22 protein-coding genes are annotated in these 19,375 nt (G+C 70.6%); 8 read left to right on the forward strand and 14 right to left on the reverse strand.

Translation table 11 applies throughout. From position 1 onward, the window contains the following. Positions 1–94: 94 nt before the first annotated feature. The gene (locus tag F6J84_RS04485) at positions 95–3,013 is read right to left on the reverse strand and encodes an ATP-binding protein (RefSeq protein ID WP_420846192.1); all 2,919 of its coding nucleotides are present in this window, start codon (positions 3,011–3,013) and stop codon (positions 95–97) included. Beyond that, positions 2,926–3,387: an ester cyclase gene (locus tag F6J84_RS04490; RefSeq protein ID WP_202980474.1), complete on the reverse strand. Its 462-nt coding sequence runs from the start codon at positions 3,385–3,387 to the stop codon at positions 2,926–2,928. The genes F6J84_RS04485 and F6J84_RS04490 overlap by 88 nt, the downstream gene beginning before the upstream one ends. 77 nt (positions 3,388–3,464) lie before the next feature. Here F6J84_RS04490 and F6J84_RS04495 point away from each other — a divergent pair, with 77 nt between their 5' ends. From F6J84_RS04495 to F6J84_RS04505, 3 genes are all read left to right on the forward strand, one after another. Next, a complete protein-coding gene (locus tag F6J84_RS04495; RefSeq protein ID WP_150971730.1) occupies positions 3,465–4,088 on the forward strand; it encodes a TetR/AcrR family transcriptional regulator in 624 nt (207 codons plus the stop codon). A gap of 161 nt (positions 4,089–4,249) precedes the next feature. Continuing rightward, complete coding sequence (locus F6J84_RS04500; RefSeq protein ID WP_150971732.1) at positions 4,250–4,441, forward strand: hypothetical protein; 192 nt, start codon at positions 4,250–4,252, stop codon at positions 4,439–4,441. A gap of 41 nt (positions 4,442–4,482) precedes the next feature. Further along, entirely contained in the window at positions 4,483–4,767 is a 285-nt protein-coding gene (locus tag F6J84_RS04505; RefSeq protein ID WP_150971735.1) for a putative quinol monooxygenase, read from the forward strand. 41 nt (positions 4,768–4,808) lie between these two features. Here F6J84_RS04505 and F6J84_RS04510 read toward each other — a convergent pair whose 3' ends face one another. Then, entirely contained in the window at positions 4,809–5,333 is a 525-nt protein-coding gene (locus F6J84_RS04510) for a helix-turn-helix transcriptional regulator (protein ID WP_275094025.1), read from the reverse strand. Here F6J84_RS04510 and F6J84_RS04515 point away from each other — a divergent pair. Together F6J84_RS04515 and F6J84_RS04520 are read left to right on the forward strand one after the other, a co-directional pair. Then, the gene (locus F6J84_RS04515) at positions 5,332–5,703 is read left to right on the forward strand and encodes an SdpI family protein (RefSeq protein WP_150971739.1); all 372 of its coding nucleotides are present in this window, start codon (positions 5,332–5,334) and stop codon (positions 5,701–5,703) included. The two genes, F6J84_RS04510 and F6J84_RS04515, sit on opposite strands and share 2 nt — an antisense overlap. Before the next feature lie 118 nt (positions 5,704–5,821). Then, complete coding sequence (locus tag F6J84_RS04520) at positions 5,822–6,427, forward strand: dihydrofolate reductase family protein (protein ID WP_150971741.1); 606 nt, start codon at positions 5,822–5,824, stop codon at positions 6,425–6,427. Between the two features lie 13 nt (positions 6,428–6,440). Here the strand turns inward: F6J84_RS04520 and F6J84_RS04525 are convergent, their stop codons facing one another. Continuing rightward, entirely contained in the window at positions 6,441–7,439 is a 999-nt protein-coding gene (locus F6J84_RS04525; protein WP_150971743.1) for a magnesium and cobalt transport protein CorA, read from the reverse strand. A 35-nt stretch (positions 7,440–7,474) separates the two neighbouring features. Then, positions 7,475–8,320 carry a DUF1295 domain-containing protein gene (locus tag F6J84_RS04530; RefSeq protein ID WP_150971745.1) on the reverse strand — a complete coding sequence of 282 codons (846 nt, stop codon included), beginning with the start codon at positions 8,318–8,320 and terminating at the stop codon, positions 7,475–7,477. Between the two features lie 222 nt (positions 8,321–8,542). Between F6J84_RS04530 and F6J84_RS04535 the strand changes: the two genes are divergently transcribed. Further along, positions 8,543–8,878 carry a DUF7882 family protein gene (locus tag F6J84_RS04535; protein ID WP_150893666.1) on the forward strand — a complete coding sequence of 112 codons (336 nt, stop codon included), beginning with the start codon at positions 8,543–8,545 and terminating at the stop codon, positions 8,876–8,878. Positions 8,879–8,916: 38 nt separating this feature from the next. Here F6J84_RS04535 and F6J84_RS04540 read toward each other — a convergent pair whose 3' ends face one another. The 8 genes from F6J84_RS04540 to F6J84_RS04575 all read right to left on the reverse strand — a co-directional run bounded on the left by F6J84_RS04540 (position 8,917) and on the right by F6J84_RS04575 (position 16,567). Then, positions 8,917–9,318, reverse strand: a complete 402-nt coding sequence (locus F6J84_RS04540) for an arsenate reductase ArsC (RefSeq protein ID WP_150971747.1) — start codon at positions 9,316–9,318, stop codon at positions 8,917–8,919. After that, positions 9,315–10,454, reverse strand: coding sequence for an ACR3 family arsenite efflux transporter (gene arsB, locus F6J84_RS04545; RefSeq protein ID WP_275094026.1), 1,140 nt, complete (start codon positions 10,452–10,454; stop codon positions 9,315–9,317). The genes F6J84_RS04540 and arsB overlap by 4 nt, the downstream gene beginning before the upstream one ends. 98 nt (positions 10,455–10,552) lie before the next feature. After that, positions 10,553–12,451, reverse strand: coding sequence for a heavy metal translocating P-type ATPase (locus tag F6J84_RS04550; protein WP_150971749.1), 1,899 nt, complete (start codon positions 12,449–12,451; stop codon positions 10,553–10,555). Between the two features lie 119 nt (positions 12,452–12,570). After that, entirely contained in the window at positions 12,571–13,266 is a 696-nt protein-coding gene (locus F6J84_RS04555; protein ID WP_150893660.1) for an ABC transporter ATP-binding protein, read from the reverse strand. Continuing rightward, on the reverse strand, positions 13,263–14,393 hold the full coding sequence (locus F6J84_RS04560; protein ID WP_318183214.1) for an ABC transporter permease: 1,131 nt from the start codon (positions 14,391–14,393) through the stop codon (positions 13,263–13,265). The genes F6J84_RS04555 and F6J84_RS04560 overlap by 4 nt, the downstream gene beginning before the upstream one ends. Positions 14,394–14,694: 301 nt before the next feature. Further along, entirely contained in the window at positions 14,695–15,270 is a 576-nt protein-coding gene (locus tag F6J84_RS04565; RefSeq protein WP_150971751.1) for a TetR/AcrR family transcriptional regulator, read from the reverse strand. A gap of 63 nt (positions 15,271–15,333) precedes the next feature. Next, positions 15,334–15,684, reverse strand: coding sequence for a histone-like nucleoid-structuring protein Lsr2 (locus F6J84_RS04570; protein WP_150971753.1), 351 nt, complete (start codon positions 15,682–15,684; stop codon positions 15,334–15,336). A gap of 28 nt (positions 15,685–15,712) precedes the next feature. After that, entirely contained in the window at positions 15,713–16,567 is an 855-nt protein-coding gene (locus F6J84_RS04575; RefSeq protein ID WP_191905754.1) for a LuxR C-terminal-related transcriptional regulator, read from the reverse strand. A gap of 173 nt (positions 16,568–16,740) precedes the next feature. On the opposite strand from F6J84_RS04575, the gene F6J84_RS04580 reads away from it, so the two are divergent. Both F6J84_RS04580 and F6J84_RS04585 read left to right on the forward strand, forming a co-directional pair. Further along, positions 16,741–17,094 carry a DUF485 domain-containing protein gene (locus tag F6J84_RS04580; RefSeq protein ID WP_150971755.1) on the forward strand — a complete coding sequence of 118 codons (354 nt, stop codon included), beginning with the start codon at positions 16,741–16,743 and terminating at the stop codon, positions 17,092–17,094. Next, on the forward strand, positions 17,091–18,707 hold the full coding sequence (locus tag F6J84_RS04585) for a solute symporter family protein (RefSeq protein ID WP_150971757.1): 1,617 nt from the start codon (positions 17,091–17,093) through the stop codon (positions 18,705–18,707). Before F6J84_RS04580 ends, F6J84_RS04585 begins: the two co-directional genes overlap by 4 nt. Before the next feature lie 29 nt (positions 18,708–18,736). Here F6J84_RS04585 and F6J84_RS04590 read toward each other — a convergent pair whose 3' ends face one another. Continuing rightward, on the reverse strand, positions 18,737–19,255 hold the full coding sequence (locus tag F6J84_RS04590) for a methylated-DNA--[protein]-cysteine S-methyltransferase (RefSeq protein ID WP_150971759.1): 519 nt from the start codon (positions 19,253–19,255) through the stop codon (positions 18,737–18,739). Positions 19,256–19,375: the final 120 nt, after the last annotated feature.

The following is a 19,375-nucleotide window of genomic DNA, read 5'->3' on the forward strand; positions in this document are numbered from 1 at the left end:
GTCGTAGACGACGTGGGACCCACTCCACACCCGGTTCCCGGCACCGGGTCAAGTGGGAGCGACACAGCGGGTCACGCGGGCGCGTCGAATCCGCTCAGCCCAGCGGCAACTCCTTCAGCTGCCGACGGGAGGAGATGCCGAGTTTGCGGAAGATGTTGCGCAGATGGGCCTCGATCGTGCGGGGGCTGAGAAACAGCTGCGTGCCCACTTCGCGCGAGGTCGCCCCGGTCGCCACCAACCGTGCGATGTGCAGCTCCTGAGAGGTGAGCGCATCGGTGGGTTGCGCCGTGCGCTTCTGCGGGCGCTCGCCGGTGGCGCGCAGCTCCCGCGCGGCGCGCGCGGCGAACGCCACGGCGCCCATGTCGGTCAGGAGCTCGTGGGCGGTGCGCAGCTGCTCGCGGGCGTCCTGGCGCCGGCCCTCGCGGCGCAGCCACTCGCCGTAGAGGAGGTGGGCGCGGGCCGCTTCACCACGCACGCGGGAATCGTCGAGGCGGGCGGTGGCCTCACGGTAGTGGTCCTCGGCGCCGGGGCCCGTGACCGTCAGAGCCCGCGACCGTGCCTCGAGCCCGCGCGCCCACGACGTGTCGCTCGCCCGCGCCCGGGCACTCAACTCCTCGAGCGCCACTGCCGCGCGCTCCGGTTCTCCGGTGCGTACGGATGCCTCGATCAGTTCCGGCAACGCGACCGTGCTGAGGGACAGCTCGATGGAATCGCAGGCCTTGGCGGCAGCCTCCCGTGCCAGCGCATACTCGCCGAGTCCGTTGTGCAGGACGGCGGTCGCGTACTGTGCGAGGGCGACCTCCGTGCCGTCCGCCGGGTAGCTCGGGTCGTGGAAGGTGAGATCGTTCAGCGCGTCCGTCTCCGCCTGATCGCCGCGCCATCCGGCCAGGATCGCCTGAGCGTGGCGCATCTGCACGCCGCCGGTCGCGTCCGCAATGGCTGCCGCCTCCGCCGCCAGCTCGCCGGCGCGGGTGAGCTGTCCACTGATCACCAGGACGTTCGCGTGGAAGTTCAGCGACGCGGGCAGGCGCGCCAGTGCGCCGTCGGCGCGGGCCATCGCGACATCGCACTCCGCCAGCACATGGGCGAGTTCGTCGTCGAGGATGCCCACGGCGACCCGTCCGGCGATCCACAGCCAGGGGCGGACGGTGTTGTCCCGGATGGCGTCGCGCGCGGAATCCCGGAGCACCGCCAGAGCGCACCGGAGCGTGGGCACGCCCTCCGCATACCCGCGGGTCATGGTCACCGCGAGCCCGTGCAGCAGGAGGTCGACCGGTCGCGTCGGGACGTCCGACGCGAATCTGCTGAGCATCGCCTCGGCGATGCGGATCCCGGTGGGCCCACCGGTGATGATCGCCGCATCCAGCGCGTGCAGGTAGATGTTCCTCGACAGTGCGCCATCCAGCGGAGCGAGCGTTTCGGCCGCATCCAGCAGCATGCCGGGCACGTCTGCGCCGCGGGTCAGATGGAACGAGATCTGTGCGCGCAGCAGTTCGAGTCGTCCACGCTGCAGCGCGTCGAGGGGCCCGGCCTCCGCCACGGCCAGGAGCTCCCGGGCGGCGCCGGAGGCTCCGGTCTCCTGCTTGGCCTCAGCCGCATCCAGGGCCCGCCTCGACCGGTCGGCCGGGTCGGGGGTCAGCTCCGTCGCCCGCTGGAGGAACGCGCCCGCCGCGGCCAGCCCGCCGCGGCGGAGCGCCCGGCCGGCGGACTGCTCCAGTTCTGCGGCGGCCTCCTCGTTCAGCCCCAGTACCGCCTGCGCCCGGTGCCATGCCCGCCGGTCGGGGTCGGCGTCCGGGTCGGTCGCGGCGGCCAAGGCGTCATGCGCCCGACGCTGGTCGGGCGGCGTCGCGTCGCGGTAGATCGCCGAGCGGACCAGCGGATGCCGGAACGTCACCCGGCCGTCGACGCTCACCAGCCCGACGGCTTCGGCAGGACCGAGCGCACCCTCGGACACGTCGAGATGGGATGCCGCCCGGAAGAGCAGTGCCGCGTCTCCCGTGGGTTCCGCGGCTGCCGCGAGAAGCAGCACGCGGGTGTCGTCGGGCAGGCTGCGGAAGCGGTGCCGGAAGCTCTCCTCCAGCCGACGGGGGACATCGAGGGTGCTGGGTGACTCGAATCCGCCCGTCCACGCCGCCGATTGCGGGAGCTCCAGCAGCGCCAGCGGATTGCCCCACGACTCGGCCACGATCCGCTCGAGCATGCGTTCGTCCAGCGGGACGGGGAGCGCGGACTCCAGCAGTGCCCGCGCATCGGCGTCGTCGAGTCCGTGCAGACGCAGCTCCGGCAGTCCGTCCAAGGCGGAAGGCCGGCGTCCGGTCTCCTCGGGGAGGACGTCGCGCACGGCGAACGCGAAAGCGATCCGCTCGGCAGCCACGCGTCGCGCCACGAAGGCGAGCACCTGAGCGGATGCCTCATCCAGCCACTGGGCGTCATCGACGAGGCAGAGCAGGGGCTCCACCTCGGCGGCCTCCGCCAGCAGGTTGAGGGTGGCGAGCCCCACGAGGAAGCGATCCGGAGTTGCGCCGTCCTGCTGCCCGAAGGCCACGCCGAGTGCCGTCCGCTGCGGAGGGGGCAACGTGTCGATGTGATCGAGCAGGGGCGCGCACAACTGGTGCAGGCCCGCGAAAGCGAACTGCATCTCGGATTCGACCCCGACGGATGACTCGATCCGGAAGCCCGCCGTGGCCGCCGCATCCCGGGCGTACTGGAGCAGCGCCGTCTTGCCGATGCCTGCCGTCCCGCGCACGACGAGCGCCCCGCTCCGCCCGGCCCGTGCCTTGGAGAGGAGTGTGTCGACCGCGTCGCGTTCGGCGCGCCGGCCCAGTAGGTCCCCCAGCGTCGCTCCCTTCAGAGAACGTGGCCCACACCCTACTAAGCAATCGCCACCGAGACGAATGGCGGCGCCGCCATGCGTCGGCTCGCCGGTCAGAGCGCCGCGGACGGGCGGCCGTCCGAGGGTGCCCCGAGTCGGCCCATGCGCGTCATGATGGCGAACCGGTCGGGCACGCCCCAGTGTTCGACGATGCGCCCGTCACGCACTCGCGCGACGTCGATCACGGTGAAACGGACCCGCTTGCCGGTGGGTGGGCCGAAGAAGGGGCCGGTGTTCGTCGCGGTGCCCTCCGCGAGCACCCACACGATGTCGTCCCGCTCCGCCCAGCCCTGGATGGTGAAGGTCAGATCGGGCATGCCCCGGTGCACTTCGGTGATGCCCTTCTTGATCTTCGCGATCGCCGCTTCCCCGGTGCCCTCCATGCCGAACTGATGCTCGATCAGATCCGGTGAGCACAGCTCGTCGACGACGGTGACGTCGCCGCCGGCGAACCCCTCGTGCAGGATGCGCTCGACGACCTTCAGCGCCGGCGTTGCCGACATGGTCTCGTTCATGGTCAGCTCCGTTCGAATACGGTATATCTGCATTCAGTGCAGGACCTCTGCACTCTGATGTGGCTAGTGTGAACCTCGTGGAAAGCGCCGTCAAGAGCACCTCGTCGTATCGGCAAGAGCAGGCCGCGGCGACGAAGGAGCGCATCGCGGCAGCCGCCCAACGACTCTTCGCCCGGGACGGCTACTCGGCGACGAGCATGGAAGCGATCGCGAAGGCGGCGGGGGTCGGCAACCGGACGGTCTACGTCGCCTTCGGCGCGAAGCGCGAGATTCTGAACCTCATCTGCGAGAGGTGGCTCGAGCGAGCCGGGGCGAGGACGCTCGCGAGCGAGATACTCGCGGAACCGGATCCGCTGCGGCGACTGCGGGGAGCCGCCCGGTGGCTCACGGTCCTGTACTCGACGGACTTCGATGTGGTCCGCATCCTGGATGCCGCCATCGACGAGGATGCCGAGACTCGCACGTTGCTGCGCGCCAAGCTCCGCGGACGCGCGCGCGTGATGGACTCGTTGATCGCCTCGGTCGAGGCGCACCTCGCCGTACCGCTCGCCGACGCGCAGGCGGTCTACCGGGCGTTCGCCGCCGCAGGGGTGTACGGGGAACTGGTCGGCGATTCCGGATGGTCGGCTGCCAGGTTCGAGCAGTGGCTCGCGGACACGCTCGTGGCCCAACTGTGGCGGTCGTCCGACGGGCGGGAGTAGCCCTTCGCTCCCACCCGCACTAGGCAATCCTCACCGACGCGAAGGGCGGCGCCGCCGGGGGTACGGTGCCGGGCGAACCGGGATACCGGCAGCTCTACCGACGCGAGGGAACCCTCGCCGATGCGAGCCTGAGGGCACCATCGAGAGGGAAGGAATCAGCCATGAACCCGCAGATGCCCGCCGCCCTGTTCGGGCGCACCGCCGCACCGGACGCCGCACCGCCATCGGACGGACTGACCCCCGCCGGAGGCGGCGACCGCAGCACCCGTTACGCCGGGGCGGTCAGCCTGGCTGCGGTGCTGGGCGGCACCCTGTGGGCTGTCGCCCGCGCGCAGACCCCGCCGCCCCGCTGAGTACAGCCTCCGCCCACGTCGGCGAGCAGTAGCCTGGGCGCATGCCCGACGTGCACCTCACCGGCCGGCTCGTCTGTCGCAATGCCGAGGAGGACGCCCGCGTACGGGAACACCTTCCTCGCCACATCGCGCTCACCCGCGCTGAGCCGGGGTGTCTCGCCTTCGAGGTCCACCCGTCCGCCATCCCGTGGGTATGGGACGTCGCTGAGCGATTCCGCGACGAGGTCTCGTTCCGCGCGCACCAGGACAGGGTCGCGACGAGCGAGTGGGGGATGCAGACCGCCGGCATCGAACGCCGCTACACCGTGCAGGGGCTTTCGGGCTGAGGGCGCGGGAAAGCGGCTTCAGGGTGCCGCACCCCCGGACGTCAGCGCCTCGCTCCCGCGGCGTAGCGGGCGGCGAGCCGAGCGAACGCGTCGGCGAGCTCCGGCGGGCCCACCACCTCCATGTCGGCGTCGAACCGGCCTAGAGCGGCGGCGAGGGCCGGCCACGACCAGGAACCGGCGGTGTAGCGGCAGCGGTCCGGTGCCACCTCCTCGACCGTGCCGTCGCCGGCGAAGGGCCGCACCGCATCCGCCGGGAGGTGCAGCACGACCGTGCCCGTGCACGGCCAGCGGTCGGCCTGCGCCGATCCCTTGAACCGCGCCGAGACGAACGCGCGCGCATCGCCGCCGGGAACCTCCCGCGGCGTGAACCGTGGCCCGGTCGGGGTGCGCGGTGTGATCCGGTCCGCACGGAAGATGCGCCAGTCGTCGCGTTCCAGGTCCCAGGCGACGAGGTACCAGCGGCCCCCGGAGGCCACCAGATGGTGCGGCTCCACGCGTCGCAGTGGTGCCGCACCGGCCGCGACGCGGAAAGCGCCCGGGGCGCGGCGGTAGGGTGGACGGATCATGGAGAACGTCTTAGGGGCGCGGATCGTGCTCTTCGTTCTCTTGCTCGGGGCCGGCATCCTCCTGATCTGGCTCGCTCGTTCCGCCGCGTCAGGCCGGCTGAAGCGGAATCCGCTCGCGGGTATCCGGTTGCCCAGCACGATGGCGACCGACGAGGCCTGGCTTGCTGCCCACGTCCGGGCGAAGCGCCCGACGGTTTGGGCGGGGTGCACATTCCTCGCCACTGCAGCCTTCGTGCTTCTCCCGGTCTCCGATCCCGTCCTCTCCGTCGGGGTCCTGCTGGGGTGTCTGATCGTCCTCGTGATGGTGATCCATGCTGCGCGAGTCGGCGTGCGCGCGGCGATCGACACTTCCCGCGATCCGGATTCCTGAGCGCTCGGGCGCGTGCGCGGCGCCCCGGCCGTACGGACGCCCGCGGGTTCCGCTGCTCCGTCCCGCCCGGTAGGTTCGTGGCATCGTCCACCGCCGCGACCGTGCGAAAGGACTGCGGATGCCGGACACCACCTGCCACATGTCCGTGTCGCTCGACGGCTTCGTGGCCGGTGTCGACCAGAGCCGCGAGCAACCCCTTGGCAGACGCGGCATCGAGGTGCACACCTGGCACCTCGGCGACGAGCGCGTCACCGCCGCCGATGAGATCGCCGTGGGCTGGCTGATGCGGCCGCGCGGCGCGTACGTGATGGGCCGCAACATGTTCGGCCCCATCCGCGGGGAGTGGGACGAGGACTGGCGCGGATGGTGGGGACCCGAACCGCCCTACCACGCCCCCGTCTTCGTGCTCACGCATCACCCGCACGAGCCGATCGAAATGGAGGGCGGGACCAGCTTCCACTTCGTCACCGACGGGTTCGACGCCGCCTATGCGCAGGCCCGGGAGGCGGCGGGGGACCGGGGCGTCGACATCGCCGGCGGCGCCGCCACCGTGCGCCAGGCGCTCGCCGCCGGGGTCGTCGACGAGCTCACCCTCGACATCGCCCCCGTCCTCCTCGGAAGCGGCGAGCGGATCTTCGACGGGATCGAGGAGTTCGGGATGGAGCCGGTACAGGTGCTGCACTCGCCGCTCGCCACCCACATCCGGTACCGCCGGAGCGGCTGAGCGCCGGCGCCTGTCAGAGCCAGTGCTTCTTGCGGAACACGGCGTAGAGCGTGACGCTTGTCGCCGCCATCAGCGCCACGGCGAGGGGATATCCCAGCGGCCAGTCGAGCTCCGGCATGTAGCGGAAGTTCATCCCATAGACCGTGCCCACCAGCGTCGGACCGAACAGGATCGCCGCCCAGCCGGAGATCTTCTTCACCTGCTCGTTCTGGACCAGCGCGGTGTCGGTCTGCCGCTGCGTGACCAGCGTCGCGTTCACGGTCAGGGCGTTCTCCAGGATCGACCGGAACGAGGCGATCCGGTCGGTGATCCGCAGCGAATGGTCGTGGACGTCACGCAGCGACCGCTGCAGCTCGACGTCGACGTTGTACTTGTCCCCGCCCCGGAGGAGGCTCTCCAGCATCCCGGCCAGCGGCTGGGTGGCGCGCTGGAACACGATGACCTCGCGGGACAGCTCGTAGATGCGCTGCGACAGCGCGGTGTCCCCGCCGGTGAACAGCACGTCCTCGATCTCGTCGATGTCGTTCTCGACGCCCGCCACGACGGGCTGGTACTCGTCGACGACCTGATCGAGGATCGCGTACAGCACGGCCTCGGGGCCGAGCGCGAGCAGCTCCGGAGTCGCCTCCAGCCGCTGGCGCACGCGCGCGAGATCGGGGGACTCGGCATGGCGGATGGTGACGATGAAGTCCGGCCCCACGAACACGTGCAGCTCCCCGAATTCGACGGATTCGGTGTCGTCCATGTAGCGGGCGGGGCGCAGGACGGCGAAGAGGATGTCGTCGTACCGCTCGAGCTTGGACCGCTGGTGCCCCGACAGGGCGTCCTCGACCGCCAGACGGTGCAGCGAGAACTCCGCGGCGACCTGCTGGATCTCCTCCGGCGTGGGCCGGAACAGCCCGATCCACGCCATCCCGCCCCGGGACCGCATGTACTCGAAGGTCTCCTCGAGGCTGGCGGGGTTCTCGATGCGGCGGCCGGCTACATACACGGCGTTGTCGACGATGGGCACCCTGCCAGTGTGCCTCCCCGCGGCGGCCGCAGCGGTCAGGCCGCGCGCACCCGCTCGCGCCGACGCTTGGGCGGCCACGGGATGAGCATCGAGGTGGTGCGCCGGTACTCGGCGTAGGCGGGGTACTTCGAGGCGCTGATCGACTCGGTGAAGATCGTCGAGCCGATGAACAGGACCGTCAGCAGAACGGCGCCGACGATGGACGCGTTGACCGCTCCGCCCCAGAACCCGTGCCCGGCCGCGACTGCGGCCGTCGCGCCCAGCGCGTAGAACGCCCACCACTGCGCCTGCTCGAAGAAGTAGTTCGGGTGCCGGCTCACCCGGAACAGTCCCGAGGTGACGAAGCCCGGCTCGAGGCGCCCACCGGCGCGCTTCTTCGCCTGGTGGAAGTCCCACTGCTGCTGGTCCGCGAGGAACTCGCCCACCAGGAAGGCGAGGAACAGTGCCCCGAACGCGATGTCCCACCCGTTCAGCGGCGCCGGGTTCTGGAACGCGACGAGCGCCGGCAGCGTGATCAGGACGAGCAGGGCGTTCTGGTAGAGCACGATGAAGAAGAGATTGAACAGCTGGAACTGCCACGGCTTCATCCGACCGCGCAGGATCGCCCAGCGGTAGTCCTCCATGCCGGTGTAGCCGCCCCGGCGCGCGAAGTTGAAGGTCAGGCGCGCAGCCCACGCGGTGACGAGGATCGCCATGAGCAGCAGACGCCCGGCATCCTCGCCCGACGCGATGCCGGCGGCGGCGAAGATCCACACGTACACCGCCGGAACGATCGACCAGAGCCGGTCGACCCAGGAGGTGTCCTTGGTGATGAGCGACATGACCCAGCAGAACGCGCAGGCGACGCCGAACACGAGGAGAACGAGAGTCAGCGGGTCCATGCGCACAGCATAGGAGCGCAGCGGCGTCGGCGGGGCGCACGGCCGAAACCACCTCCCAATCCGCGCCGTACCGGGTAGGGGGTTGACACGCGGCCGCGGGAAGGATTGACAGGGGCTCCGAACCAGAGAAGGGTCGGGGTAACGGGCGAGTGAGAGTCGTCGTCTGCCTCATTCCACATCGGAACGGACGATGGGTCTCCCCTGCCGGACCGGAGGCCTGCAATGGGCAGATTCACCTACGACCCTCATACCGCGGTTGAGTTCGACGATCGTCTCCTCGCTCACCTGCAGATCGTCATCGGCTCCAAGCTGCGCCGGGGGGAATGCTTCTTCTTCACCTGGAAGGACGACGTCAGCCTCGGCAGCGGGCGCAAGGTCGTCTGGATGCACCAGGGCGCCTCGCTCACCTTCAAGTTCCACGGCAGCCGCGCCCCGCGGATCAATCCGCTGTGGACGGACGCGCTCGCGAAGGCGGCGAATTCACCCGGCGGGATGTATGTGATGCGCGAGCCGGAGCCCGACGCCGATCCGGTCGGGCAGTCCGCCCTGGTCGGATGAGTCACGGCCGCCAGTCCTGATGGTCGGCCGCTGGGCGGTCAGCGGAGACTCTCCACGAGGTCCTCGATCCGTTTCCGGATCTCGTCGCGGATCGGGCGGACGGCCTCGATGCCCTGGCCTGCGGGATCCTCGAGCTTCCAATCCTCGTAGCGCTTTCCCGGGAAGAAAGGGCAGGCGTCGCCGCATCCCATGGTGATGACGACGTCCGAGTCCTGCACGGCCTCGGTCGTGAGAACCTTCGGCTGCTCGGCCGTGATGTCGACGCCGACCTCGGCCATGGCCGCGACGGCGACGGGGTTGATCTCTTCCGCCGGCATCGACCCGGCGGAGCGCACCTCGATCCGCTCGCCCGCCAGGTGGCGGAGGAACCCGGCCGCCATCTGGGAACGGCCGGCGTTGTGGACGCAGACGAACAGGACGGAGGGGGTGCCGGAGCTCATGGGGTGTCCTTCGGGATCGGGGGAGCAGGATGCCGGGAGGTGCCGGCCGCGACCGGTGCGTAGGGGTCCGTGTGGAACCAGGTGCGCGCCGCCCAGAGCGACACGTAGACGAGCCCGACGAGCACCGGGACCTCGATCAGGGGGCCGACCACCCCGGCGAGGGCCTGCCCGGATGCTGCGCCGAACGCGCCGATCGCGACCGCGATCGCGAGTTCGAAGTTGTTTCCGGCGGCGGTGAAAGCCAGCGTCGAGGAGCGGGCGTAACCGAGCCCGAGGGCTTTTCCGGTCGCGAGCCCGGCCGACCACATCACGGCGAAGTAGAGCAGCAGTGGCAGGGCGATGCGGGCGACGTCCCACGGCCGCGCGGCGATCTGCTCGCCCTGCAGGGCGAACAGGAGCGCGATGGTGAACAGGAGTCCGTACAGTGCCCACGGCCCGATGCGGGGGAGGAACGTCCCCTCGTACCAGGCGCGTCCCCTCCGGCGCTCGCCGATCCACCGCGACGCGAGGCCCGCGACCAGCGGCACACCGAGGAAGATCAGCACATTGATCGCGATCTGCCCGACCGGGACGTCCAGTCCCTGGGTGTCGAGGCCGAGCCATCCCGGCAGCACCGTGAGGTAGAACCACCCCAGCAGGGAGAACGCCACCACCTGGAAGACGGAGTTGACCGCCACCAGCACCGCGGCGGCCTCGCGGTCTCCGCAGGCCAGGTCGTTCCAGATCACGACCATGGCGATGCAGCGGGCGAGGCCGACGATGATCAGCCCGGTGCGGTACTCGGGCAGGTCCGGCAGGAAGAGCCAGGCGAGGGCGAACATCACCGCGGGGCCGGCCACCCAGTTCAGCAGCAGCGAGGACAGGAGCAGGCGCTTGTCGCCGGTGACGGCGGCGACCCGGTCGTACCGGACCTTGGCCAGCACGGGGTACATCATCACGAGGAGTCCGAGCGCGATGGGCAGGGAGATCCCGCCGATCTCCATCCGGCTGAGGGCGGTGGAGACCCACGGCACGAACCGGCCGAGCAGGAGACCCGCCACCATCGCGAGAGCGATCCATGCCGGCAGCCACCGGTCGAGCGTCGACAGCCGTCCCGCCGCACCCGCGCGGCGCCGGGACGCGGTCGTGGTGCTCACGAGCGGGGGAGGAGTCGGATGGGCATGCTCTCATATTGATGAATATCGATACGAATAGCAACCCGGCCGAACCGCCGCGGCATGGATCGCGCGCTGGGTCAGGCGACGGCGGACGGTGCGGCGGCCGAAGCCGTGTGCTGCGGCGCCGCCACGGTCGGCGTGGGTCCGCGGAGGGCGCGCAGCGCGTAGAGGATCGTCGCGAGATCCACGAGCTCCTGGACGAGCGCCCCCACCACGGCGGGGATCACCCCGGTCATGGCCACGAGCATGAGGCCGACGCTGAGCCCGATCCCGATCCAGATCGCCGTGAGTGCGACCGTCACGGTGTGACGCCCGATCGACACGGCGTCGACGACCTTGCTCAGCGAATCGACGACGATCACCACGTCGGCGGCGTCCCCGGCGGCGGTCGCGCCCTTCGCGCCCATCGCGATGCCGACGTCCGCGGCGGCCAGCACCGGGGCGTCGTTGACGCCGTCGCCGACCATCATGACCGGGCGCGGCTGCAGAGCCGCGGCGAGGTGCACCTTGTCCGCCGGGAGGATCTCCGCGTGCACGTCGTCGATGCCGATGTCCCGCGCGATGGCCTCCGCGGTCGGTCGCACGTCGCCGGTCAGCATCGTGATCCGGCGCACCCCGTGCGCGCGCAACCAGGAGATGACGCCCGCGGACTCCGGCCGCACCGCATCCGCCAGCACGAGCACGCCGCCGAACCGGCCGTCGACGGCCACGTAGGCGGCGGCCTCTCCGGCGGGGAGGTCCGCCCGGACGGTGTCGGGGGCGAGGGAGCGCACGTACGCGGGCTTGCCGACCACGACGACCTTGCCGTCGATCACGGCCGTCACCCCGTTCGTGGCCACCTCGCCGGCCTCGTCGGAGGGCAGGAGGGTGAGACCGCGATCCTGCGCGGCCGTCCGGATTCCCTCGGCGAGCACGTGCGAGGAGTACTGCTCCGCGGATGCGGCGAGCCGCAGGAGCTCGGTCTCGTCGAAGCCCGCGGCGGGTCGCACCGACACCAGCTGCGGACGCCCCTGGGTGAGCGTGCCGGTCTTGTCGAAGGCCGCCGACCGGACGCGCGCGAGCTGCTCGATGACCGCGCCGCCCTTCATGATGACCCCTGCCTTGGCGGCGCGGGAGAGGCCGCCGAGGAACGCCACCGGCGCGGCGATGAGGAGCGGGCAGGGCGTCGCGAGCACGAGCACCTCGGCGAACCGGGTCGGGTCCCCCGAGACCGTCCAGGCCACGCCGGCCAGCACCAATGAGACGGCGGTGAAGGGCACGGCGAACCGGTCCGCGAGGCGCACGACCGGCGCGCGGGAGGACTGCGCCTCGCGGACCAGCGCCACGATCTGCTGGTACTGGCTGTCGGCGCTGCGGCGGACGGCGCGGATGTGCACGGCGCGGGTGCTGTTGACCGAGCCGGAGAGCACCTCGGCGCCCGCGGCGTGGGTCACGGGCAGGCTCTCGCCGGTGAGGGAGGACTCGTCGAAGGTCCCCGATTCGCTGAGGAGCACCCCGTCGACCGGGACGACTTCCGAAGGGCGGACGAGCAGGACATCACCGATGGCGACATCGTCGACGGCCACATCCTGCACCTCGTCGCTGTCTGTGGAACGGGGGTGGACGAGGACGTGCGCGGTGCGCGGGGACCGGTCGAGCAGTGCGGTCAGGTCGCGCTGGGCGCGGCGTGCGGCGAAGAGCTCGAGCGCTTCGCCGCCGGAGAGCATCAGCACGACGATGAGGGAGGCGATGTACTCGCCGACGGCGAGGGTCGCGATCATCGCCACGACGGCGAGGACGTCCAGCCCCACATGCCCACGGAGGACCTCGCGGACCATGTCGACGAGCGTCCAGGCGATGTAGGCCGCCACGTAGACCGTGGCGATCCAGCGTCCGGCGACCTCGGCACCGGTGAGGTGCAGGAGGATGACCGCCGCGAGGACGAGGATGGAAAGGGCGATGAACGCGTACCGCCAGTTGATCCGATCCCCAGTCATGGGACACAGCTTGAATGATGCGCGGCGGTTGCGCCACCCGTGGAAACGAGCACCGGGTCGGAGCGGAGAACCGCTCCGACCCGGTGCGGGTCGGGTCGCGCAGGCGCGACCGTCAGGGATCAGGCTGCGACGGGTTCGGCGGCCGTCAGCCGGCCGTCGATCATCTCCAGGATGCGGTCGCAGTGCTCGAGCACGTCGTGGTCGTGGGTGACCATCACGACGCCCACGCCGGCCTCACGGGCCTGCTCCGCGAGGAGCTGGACGACCTCGTGGCTGCGCTTGCGGTCGAGGGCCGCGGTGGGCTCGTCGACGAGCAGCAGCCCGGGGGAGTTCACCAGGGCGCGGGCGATGCCGACGCGCTGGCGCTCTCCGCCGGAGAGCTGGCCGGGGCGGTTGCCGGCCCGGTGGGACATGCCCACGCGGTCGAGCAGCCCGTTCACGTCCACGTTCTTGGTGTGCGCGAGTCGCGCGGCCAGTCGGAGCTGGTCGGCGGCGCTCAGCGAGGGCAGCAGGTTGCCGGACTGGAAGACGAAGCCGATGTTCCGCAGCCGGAAGGCCGCCGCGGCTCCCTTGGACAGGGTGCTGAGGTCCGTGCCCTGCACGCGGACGGTGCCGGAGTCGGGCTTCGCGAGGGCGCCGGACACCGCGAGGAGTGAGGACTTGCCCGACCCGGAGGGGCCGACGATGGCGACGAACTCGCCGCGCTGGACCCGGAGGGAGACTTCGTCGAGAGCGCGGATCTTCGCGTCCCCGTCGCCGAGCTCGAGGGTGACGTTCGCGACGTCGAGCGCGGGTGTGGTGGTGAGAGTGCTCATCGGTTTCCTCCCAGAGCATCGAGGGGATCGATTCGGGAGATCCGGACGACCGCGATCGCGGCGCCGATCAACCCGAGTGCGATGGTGGTGATGGAGGCGATCGCGATGGGTGCGGCCTCCAGGGCGAAGGGCATCGCGTCGGGCATCATGGCGCCGAGTCCGACACCGACGGCCACGCCGATCGCGGTGAATCCCACGAGGAGGATGGCGGCCTGGGCGAGGCTGTCGCGCAGCAGGTACCGGCTGGAGGCGCCGACGGCGCGGAGCACGGCGATGTCGTGCTTGCGCTGGATCGTCCAGACCGTGAAGAACGCTCCGACCACGAGGGCGCAGATGGCGTAGAGGAAGACCTGGATCATGCTGAGCGTGAGGGTCTCGGCCTCGTAACCGGGGGAGGCGTTGAACGCCTCGGTCTTGGTCATGGTCGTGGTGCCGGCGGCGAGGTCGGCGGCTTCGATGTCGAGTTCGGCCGCGTCATCCGTCTGGATGGCGACGACGCTCGAGTAGGGGAAGTCGAGGGCGTCGATGTCGGCGGCGGTGGGGGCGCCCTCGGGGGGCGTTCCCGCGGCGAGCAGGCGCCAGGTGTCGAGGGGGACGTAGGCGACGTCGACGTGCCCGAAGGTCGCCTGCCCCTCGGTGAACCCGATGACCGTGAGCTCGAGGCCCACGCGGTCGAGCGTCACGACGGTGCCGATCTCGACGCCGGCGTCCCGCAGGGGCTCGGAGACGATGATGCCGTCGATCTCGCCGAGGCCGGTTCCGCTGGAGACCGGGGGAGCGAGGAAACCGTCCGTCTCGACACCGAAGAGGGTGAGGTCGATCTGCTCATCGGCGTCCGTCGTGCCGTTGACGATGCTGACGCCCATCGGCTCGGCTTTCGTGACACCTGCGGTGTCCTGCCACTCGGCCAGCTGTTCGTCGTCGACGACCGAGCGGCTGAAGGCGTTGTCGGTCATCGTGCCTTCGTTGAAGGCGAAGGCGGTGGCCGGTACGGACTTCAGTCCGGAGACACCGTCGTTGACGAGACCGGAAGAGAGGCCGGAGAGCAGCACGACGAGCACCGAGATCAAGGCGATCACGACACCCATCAGCGTGAACCGGCCACGAGCGAACCGGAGTTCGCGCACAGCAAGAAACATGAACACGTCCTGGCGGGGATAAGGATTCCGACAGTCTGTCGGAACGTTTACCGACATTCTGTCACTATCTTTCCCGTGAGGCAAGCCGAGGCCGGGGGCAGCAGGGCGCGCGTGGTCGTCCGCGAGCAGGGGCGGGCTGCGCCCCCGCGGGCGGGCGGAGGTCCGGCGAGCCGGCGTGGAGGTCCGGCGAGCGGGCGTGGAGGTCCGGCGAGCGGGCGTGGAGACGGCGCCTCACGAGCGGCCCGTGCGTCGGGCGAGCGGGCCGCCGATCAGGCGAACGGGCCCCGGATCAGGCGAGCAGGCCGCGCGTCAGCATCCGGTAGACGTCGCGCGCGACGGTGTGCGGATCGACGCCGTGCTGCACGAGCTGCACTCCGGAGCCGAGCAGGCCGTTGGCGAGCATCGCCGCGCGATCCGGATCCGGCACGCCGAGATCGGTGATCGCCTGGTTCATCGGGCGCAGCAGCGCGTCGTGCAGGACCATGAGGTCCTCGAACCGGGTGGGGGACAACTCGGCCTGGCGGAGCGGGGCGGCGATGTCGTGCTCGCCGTCCGCGGTCATCCGCATGGTCGCCTCGACCAGCGCCTCGAGGCGCCCCTCCGGGGTCTCGATCCCCTCGAGCGCCTCTTCGATCTCGCGGTCCCAGCGCTCGAACGCCTCGATCGCGACGGCGACGAGCAGGTCGTCCTTGGAGGGGAAGTAGTCGTAGAAGCTCGACCTCGCCATGCCCGCGCGCTCGCACACCACGCGCGGATTGATCCCGGCCAGGCCGGACTCGCGCAGCACGGACTCGGCCGCCTGCACGAGTGCCGCCCGTTGGGCGACCCGGTGCTCGGCGACGGTCGGTGCGGTGATCTTCGGCATCCCCCCATTATCTCTCCGCCCGGGACGGGCGCGTCGAGGAGGGGCCGGACCGCAAAGGGTGTCTCAGTGCGCGGCGTCGTACGCGTCGAGCACGGCGGCGGGCACGCGCCCGCGTTCGGACACCTGGTGCCCGTTCTCCTTGGCCCATGCCCGGATCTCCGCGTAGTCGCGCTGACCGGCGCGCCGTCGCTGGCGCGTGGCCGTGCCCGACCCGGAGGACCGGGAGGTCGACACACTGCGCGCCGCGGTCACGAACGGGGCGAAAGCCTCGCGCAGGGCCGCGGCGTTGCCGTCGGAGAGGTCGATCTCGTAGGCGGTGCCGTCGAGCGAGAAGAGCACCGTTTCGCCCTCACCCACCTCCAGCACCGAACCGTCGAGGTCATCCACGAGTTGATGAACGATTCTGCGTGCCATGACGCCAGCTTACTGATCTGGGCCCCGATCAGGGGAGAAGACCCGCACGGCGCGCCTTGGCGACCGCCGCATGACGGGTGGAGACATCGAGTTTGGCCATCGCAGCCGCGAGGTAGGACTTCACGGTCGTCTCCCTGAGAGCCAGATCCGCCGCGATCTCGGCGTTCGTCGACCCCAGGGCGGCGCAGGCGAGGACGTCCAGCTCCCGTGGCGAGAGGGGCGCGTCGACCGCGAGCGGGCGCCGCTGGCCGCGTGCGACCGCGGCGAGACGGTCCTCGACGACCGTGAGACGCCGACGGAGATCCGCATCCGCGATGGATGCGGCGATGCTGCGCAGCTCCGCGTAGCTCTCCCGCACCTCCTCGCGCAGGGCGGCGTCGAGCCCGCGGGGCTCGGTCGTCGCGGACTCCACCTGCGACATCCGGCGGGCGACCTCTTCGCGCACGCGCAGCTCCGTGCCGAGATCCTCGGCCACGCGCAGAGCCGGCTGGGCCACAGCGTCGTCCACCGAGGACTGCGACCACGATCCGCAGTACACGACCGCGCGAGCCCGCCCGCCGCTGATGATGGGGACCGCGAAGAGGGTGGCGATGCCCTCGCCGAGGATCGCACGATCGTAGTCGTGCGTGATGCCGCGCGCCGTGCGGTAGTCCAGTGCCAGGCGGGGTCGCCGCTCGCTGAGGGCGCGGCCGCCGAGGCCGCGCTGCTCCTGCACGACGAGCCCTTCGATGCTGCGGCTGCGGGCGCCCACGATGGAGGTGACCCGCACCGAGCGGTCCTCCACGAGGCCGCCGAACGCCACCGGGAAGCGGGTACGCCGGACGAGGTCGTGCACAGCCCGGGACATCAGCTGCTGTTCGGTGGTGGAGTCGGGATTCGCCACGGTCCTCTACCTCTTCACGGGGAGTCGGCCACACAGGGGAGGCGGCGCGTTACCTACTTCCGGAGGTGTCGGCCGCGTCGCGGATTTTCGTAGCGTCGACCCTACCATCGGCGCGGTGAGCGGCGATGGACCCCGGCGCAAGGCTGCGTCACCGCATGAGGCAAGGAGGCCACATGAGTGAGGTGCACGAAAAATCCGCCCCACAGGGCGACATCGATTACGTGGCGGTGGAGGAATCCGCCGCTTTCCAGAAGCTCAAGAGGACCCAGCGCAGTTTCGTCTTCCCCTTGGCGATCGCGTTCCTGCTCTGGTACTTCGTCTACGTCCTGCTCTCGTCGTTCGCCGTGGAGTTCATGTCGCAGCGGGTGTGGGGCGACATCACGGTCGGGCTGCTGTTCGGCCTCGGCCAGTTCGTGACGACGTTCGCGATCACGATGGGTTACGTCGCCTACGCGAACCGGCGGATCGATCCGCAGTCGCAGGCGATCCGCGAAGAGCTCGAGCGCCGTGAAGGCGGTGTCGCATGAACGAGGTCTTCGGTGCTGTCCACGCGGCCGTCCAGACGGTCGAGAACAACCCCGTCCTGAACATCTCCATCTTCGCCGCGTTCGTCGCGGTGACGCTGTTCATCGTCATCCGGGCCTCGCGCAACAACAAGACGGCCGCGGACTACTACGCCGCCGGACGCTCGTTCACCGGGCCGCAGAACGGGTTCGCGATCGCCGGTGACTACCTGTCCGCGGCATCCTTCCTCGGCATCTGCGGAGCGATCGCGATCAACGGGTACGACGGGTTCCTCTACTCCATCGGCTTCCTCGTCGCCTGGCTCGTGGCGCTGCTGCTCGTGGCGGAGCTCATGCGCAACACCGGCCGGTTCACGATGGCGGACGTGCTGTCGTTCCGGCTCAAGGAGCGGCCGGTGCGGATGGCGGCTGCTATCACGACCCTCGCAGTGTGCTTCTTCTACCTCCTCGCGCAGATGGCCGGCGCCGGCGGGCTCGTCTCGCTGCTGCTGGGCATCGGCGACCAGGTGGGGCAGTCGATCGTCGTCGCGGTCGTCGGTGTGCTGATGATCGTCTACGTGCTCATCGGCGGGATGAAGGGCACGACCTGGGTGCAGATCGTGAAGGCCTTCCTGCTCATCGGCGGAGCGATCGTGATGACGGTCTGGGTGCTGGCGATCAACGGGTTCAGCCTGAACACGCTCCTGGAGAGCGCGGTCGCCGCGTCGCCGAAGGGTGACGCCGTCCTCGGACCCGGCCTGCAGTACGGCGCCAACCCCTGGGACTTCATCTCGCTCGCGATCGCGCTGGTGCTCGGAACCGCGGGACTGCCGCACGTGCTGATGCGCTTCTACACGGTGCCGACGGCCAAGGAGGCCCGGCGGTCGGTGGTGTGGGCGATCTGGCTGATCGGCCTGTTCTACCTGCTGACCCTCGTGCTCGGCTACGGTGCGGGTGCGCTGGTCGGACCCGAGACCATCGCCGCCGCTCCCGGCGGGGTCAACTCCGCCGCGCCGCTGCTGGCGCTCTACCTCGGCGGGCCGGTCCTGCTCGGGTTCATCTCGGCGGTGGCGTTCGCGACGATCCTCGCGGTCGTGGCCGGACTCACCATCACCGCGGCCGCCTCGTTCGCGCACGACATCTACGCGAACGTGGTGAAGAAGGGTGACGTGCCGCCGGACGGCGAGGTGAAGGTGGCCCGGCGCACGGTGGTCGTCATCGGCATCCTGGCGATCATCGGCGGCATCGGCGTGCAGGGGCAGAACGTGGCGTTCCTCGTCGCGCTCGCCTTCGCGGTGGCGGCGTCGGCGAACCTGCCGACGATCCTCTACTCGTTGTTCTGGCGGAAGTTCACGACCCGCGGCGCGGTGTGGAGCATGTACGGAGGACTCGCCGCGGCGATCATCCTGATCCTGCTGTCGCCTGTGTTCTGGGGCACCGAGACGAGCGTCTTCAAGAACGTCGGGGTGGCCATCTGGCCGCTGAACAACCCCGGCATCGTCTCGATCCCGCTCGGGTTCCTGCTGGGCTGGCTCGGATCCGTCACCTCGCGCCGCGCCGAGGACCGGCGCAAGGCCGCCGAGATGGAGGTGCGCTCGCTCACCGGGTTCGGTGCGGAGAAGGCCACCCCGCACTGACAGCCGGCACGCATCGTCCGGCGGGCGGCCTACACGCCCGCCGGACGATGCGTGCGCTCCAGTTCCACCAGGAACCGCTTCATCTCGGGCCGCCCGCCGTACTCGCCGATCGATCCGTCGGCGCGCACCACCCGGTGCACGGGGACGACGATCGAGATCGGCGTGAGCCGGCAGGCCGTGCCCACGGCGCGATGCGCCCGCGGGCTGCCCGCCGCCGCCGCGACCTCTCCGTAGCCGGCGGTCTCCCCGTAAGGGATCCGGAGGACCGCCTCCAGCGCTCTCCGGGTGAAGCCCGTCGCGAGCGAGAGATCGATGTCGAGGTCGAAGTCCTGCCGTGCCCCGTCGAAGTACTCATCGAGCTGTGCCGCGGCGTCGTCGGCCGCATCGTCGTCGGGTTCCGGTGCCGACGAGAGCACCCGCGCCCAGTGCTCGAGGGCCTGGCCCAGGGGGCCGGTCAGCATCTCCAGCCCGATGAGCCGGCCCGCCGAGGTCAGCAGGAGCGCCTCGCCGAGCGGAGTCGGATGGATGCGGAACGTCGCCGTCGTCATGTGCCCATCCTGGACGGGGCGCCCATGACGGAGGCCGCCCGTCGCGGAATCGGGGGAGAAGACCGGTCCCGCAGGGGGTGGGGAGGAAGCGCCGATCAGGTCGGCGTGTCGCCGGATACC

The organism is Microbacterium caowuchunii, assembly GCF_008727755.1.
GTDB lineage: Bacteria > Actinomycetota > Actinomycetes > Actinomycetales > Microbacteriaceae > Microbacterium > Microbacterium caowuchunii.

Coding starts and splice junctions, on each gene's coding strand:
- F6J84_RS04490 (WP_202980474.1), bottom strand. CDS start 3,387: ATGAACGAGACCATGTCGGCAACGCCGGCGCTGAAGGTCGTCGAGCGC.
- F6J84_RS04500 (WP_150971732.1), top strand. CDS start 4,250: ATGAACCCGCAGATGCCCGCCGCCCTGTTCGGGCGCACCGCCGCACCG.
- F6J84_RS04505 (WP_150971735.1), top strand. CDS start 4,483: ATGCCCGACGTGCACCTCACCGGCCGGCTCGTCTGTCGCAATGCCGAG.
- F6J84_RS04515 (WP_150971739.1), top strand. CDS start 5,332: ATGGAGAACGTCTTAGGGGCGCGGATCGTGCTCTTCGTTCTCTTGCTC.
- F6J84_RS04510 (WP_275094025.1), bottom strand. CDS start 5,333: ATGATCCGTCCACCCTACCGCCGCGCCCCGGGCGCTTTCCGCGTCGCG.
- F6J84_RS04520 (WP_150971741.1), top strand. CDS start 5,822: ATGCCGGACACCACCTGCCACATGTCCGTGTCGCTCGACGGCTTCGTG.
- F6J84_RS04530 (WP_150971745.1), bottom strand. CDS start 8,320: ATGGACCCGCTGACTCTCGTTCTCCTCGTGTTCGGCGTCGCCTGCGCG.
- F6J84_RS04535 (WP_150893666.1), top strand. CDS start 8,543: ATGGGCAGATTCACCTACGACCCTCATACCGCGGTTGAGTTCGACGAT.
- F6J84_RS04540 (WP_150971747.1), bottom strand. CDS start 9,318: ATGAGCTCCGGCACCCCCTCCGTCCTGTTCGTCTGCGTCCACAACGCC.
- F6J84_RS04550 (WP_150971749.1), bottom strand. CDS start 12,451: ATGACTGGGGATCGGATCAACTGGCGGTACGCGTTCATCGCCCTTTCC.
- F6J84_RS04555 (WP_150893660.1), bottom strand. CDS start 13,266: ATGAGCACTCTCACCACCACACCCGCGCTCGACGTCGCGAACGTCACC.
- F6J84_RS04565 (WP_150971751.1), bottom strand. CDS start 15,270: ATGCCGAAGATCACCGCACCGACCGTCGCCGAGCACCGGGTCGCCCAA.
- F6J84_RS04570 (WP_150971753.1), bottom strand. CDS start 15,684: ATGGCACGCAGAATCGTTCATCAACTCGTGGATGACCTCGACGGTTCG.
- F6J84_RS04580 (WP_150971755.1), top strand. CDS start 16,741: ATGAGTGAGGTGCACGAAAAATCCGCCCCACAGGGCGACATCGATTAC.
- F6J84_RS04585 (WP_150971757.1), top strand. CDS start 17,091: ATGAACGAGGTCTTCGGTGCTGTCCACGCGGCCGTCCAGACGGTCGAG.
- F6J84_RS04590 (WP_150971759.1), bottom strand. CDS start 19,255: ATGACGACGGCGACGTTCCGCATCCATCCGACTCCGCTCGGCGAGGCG.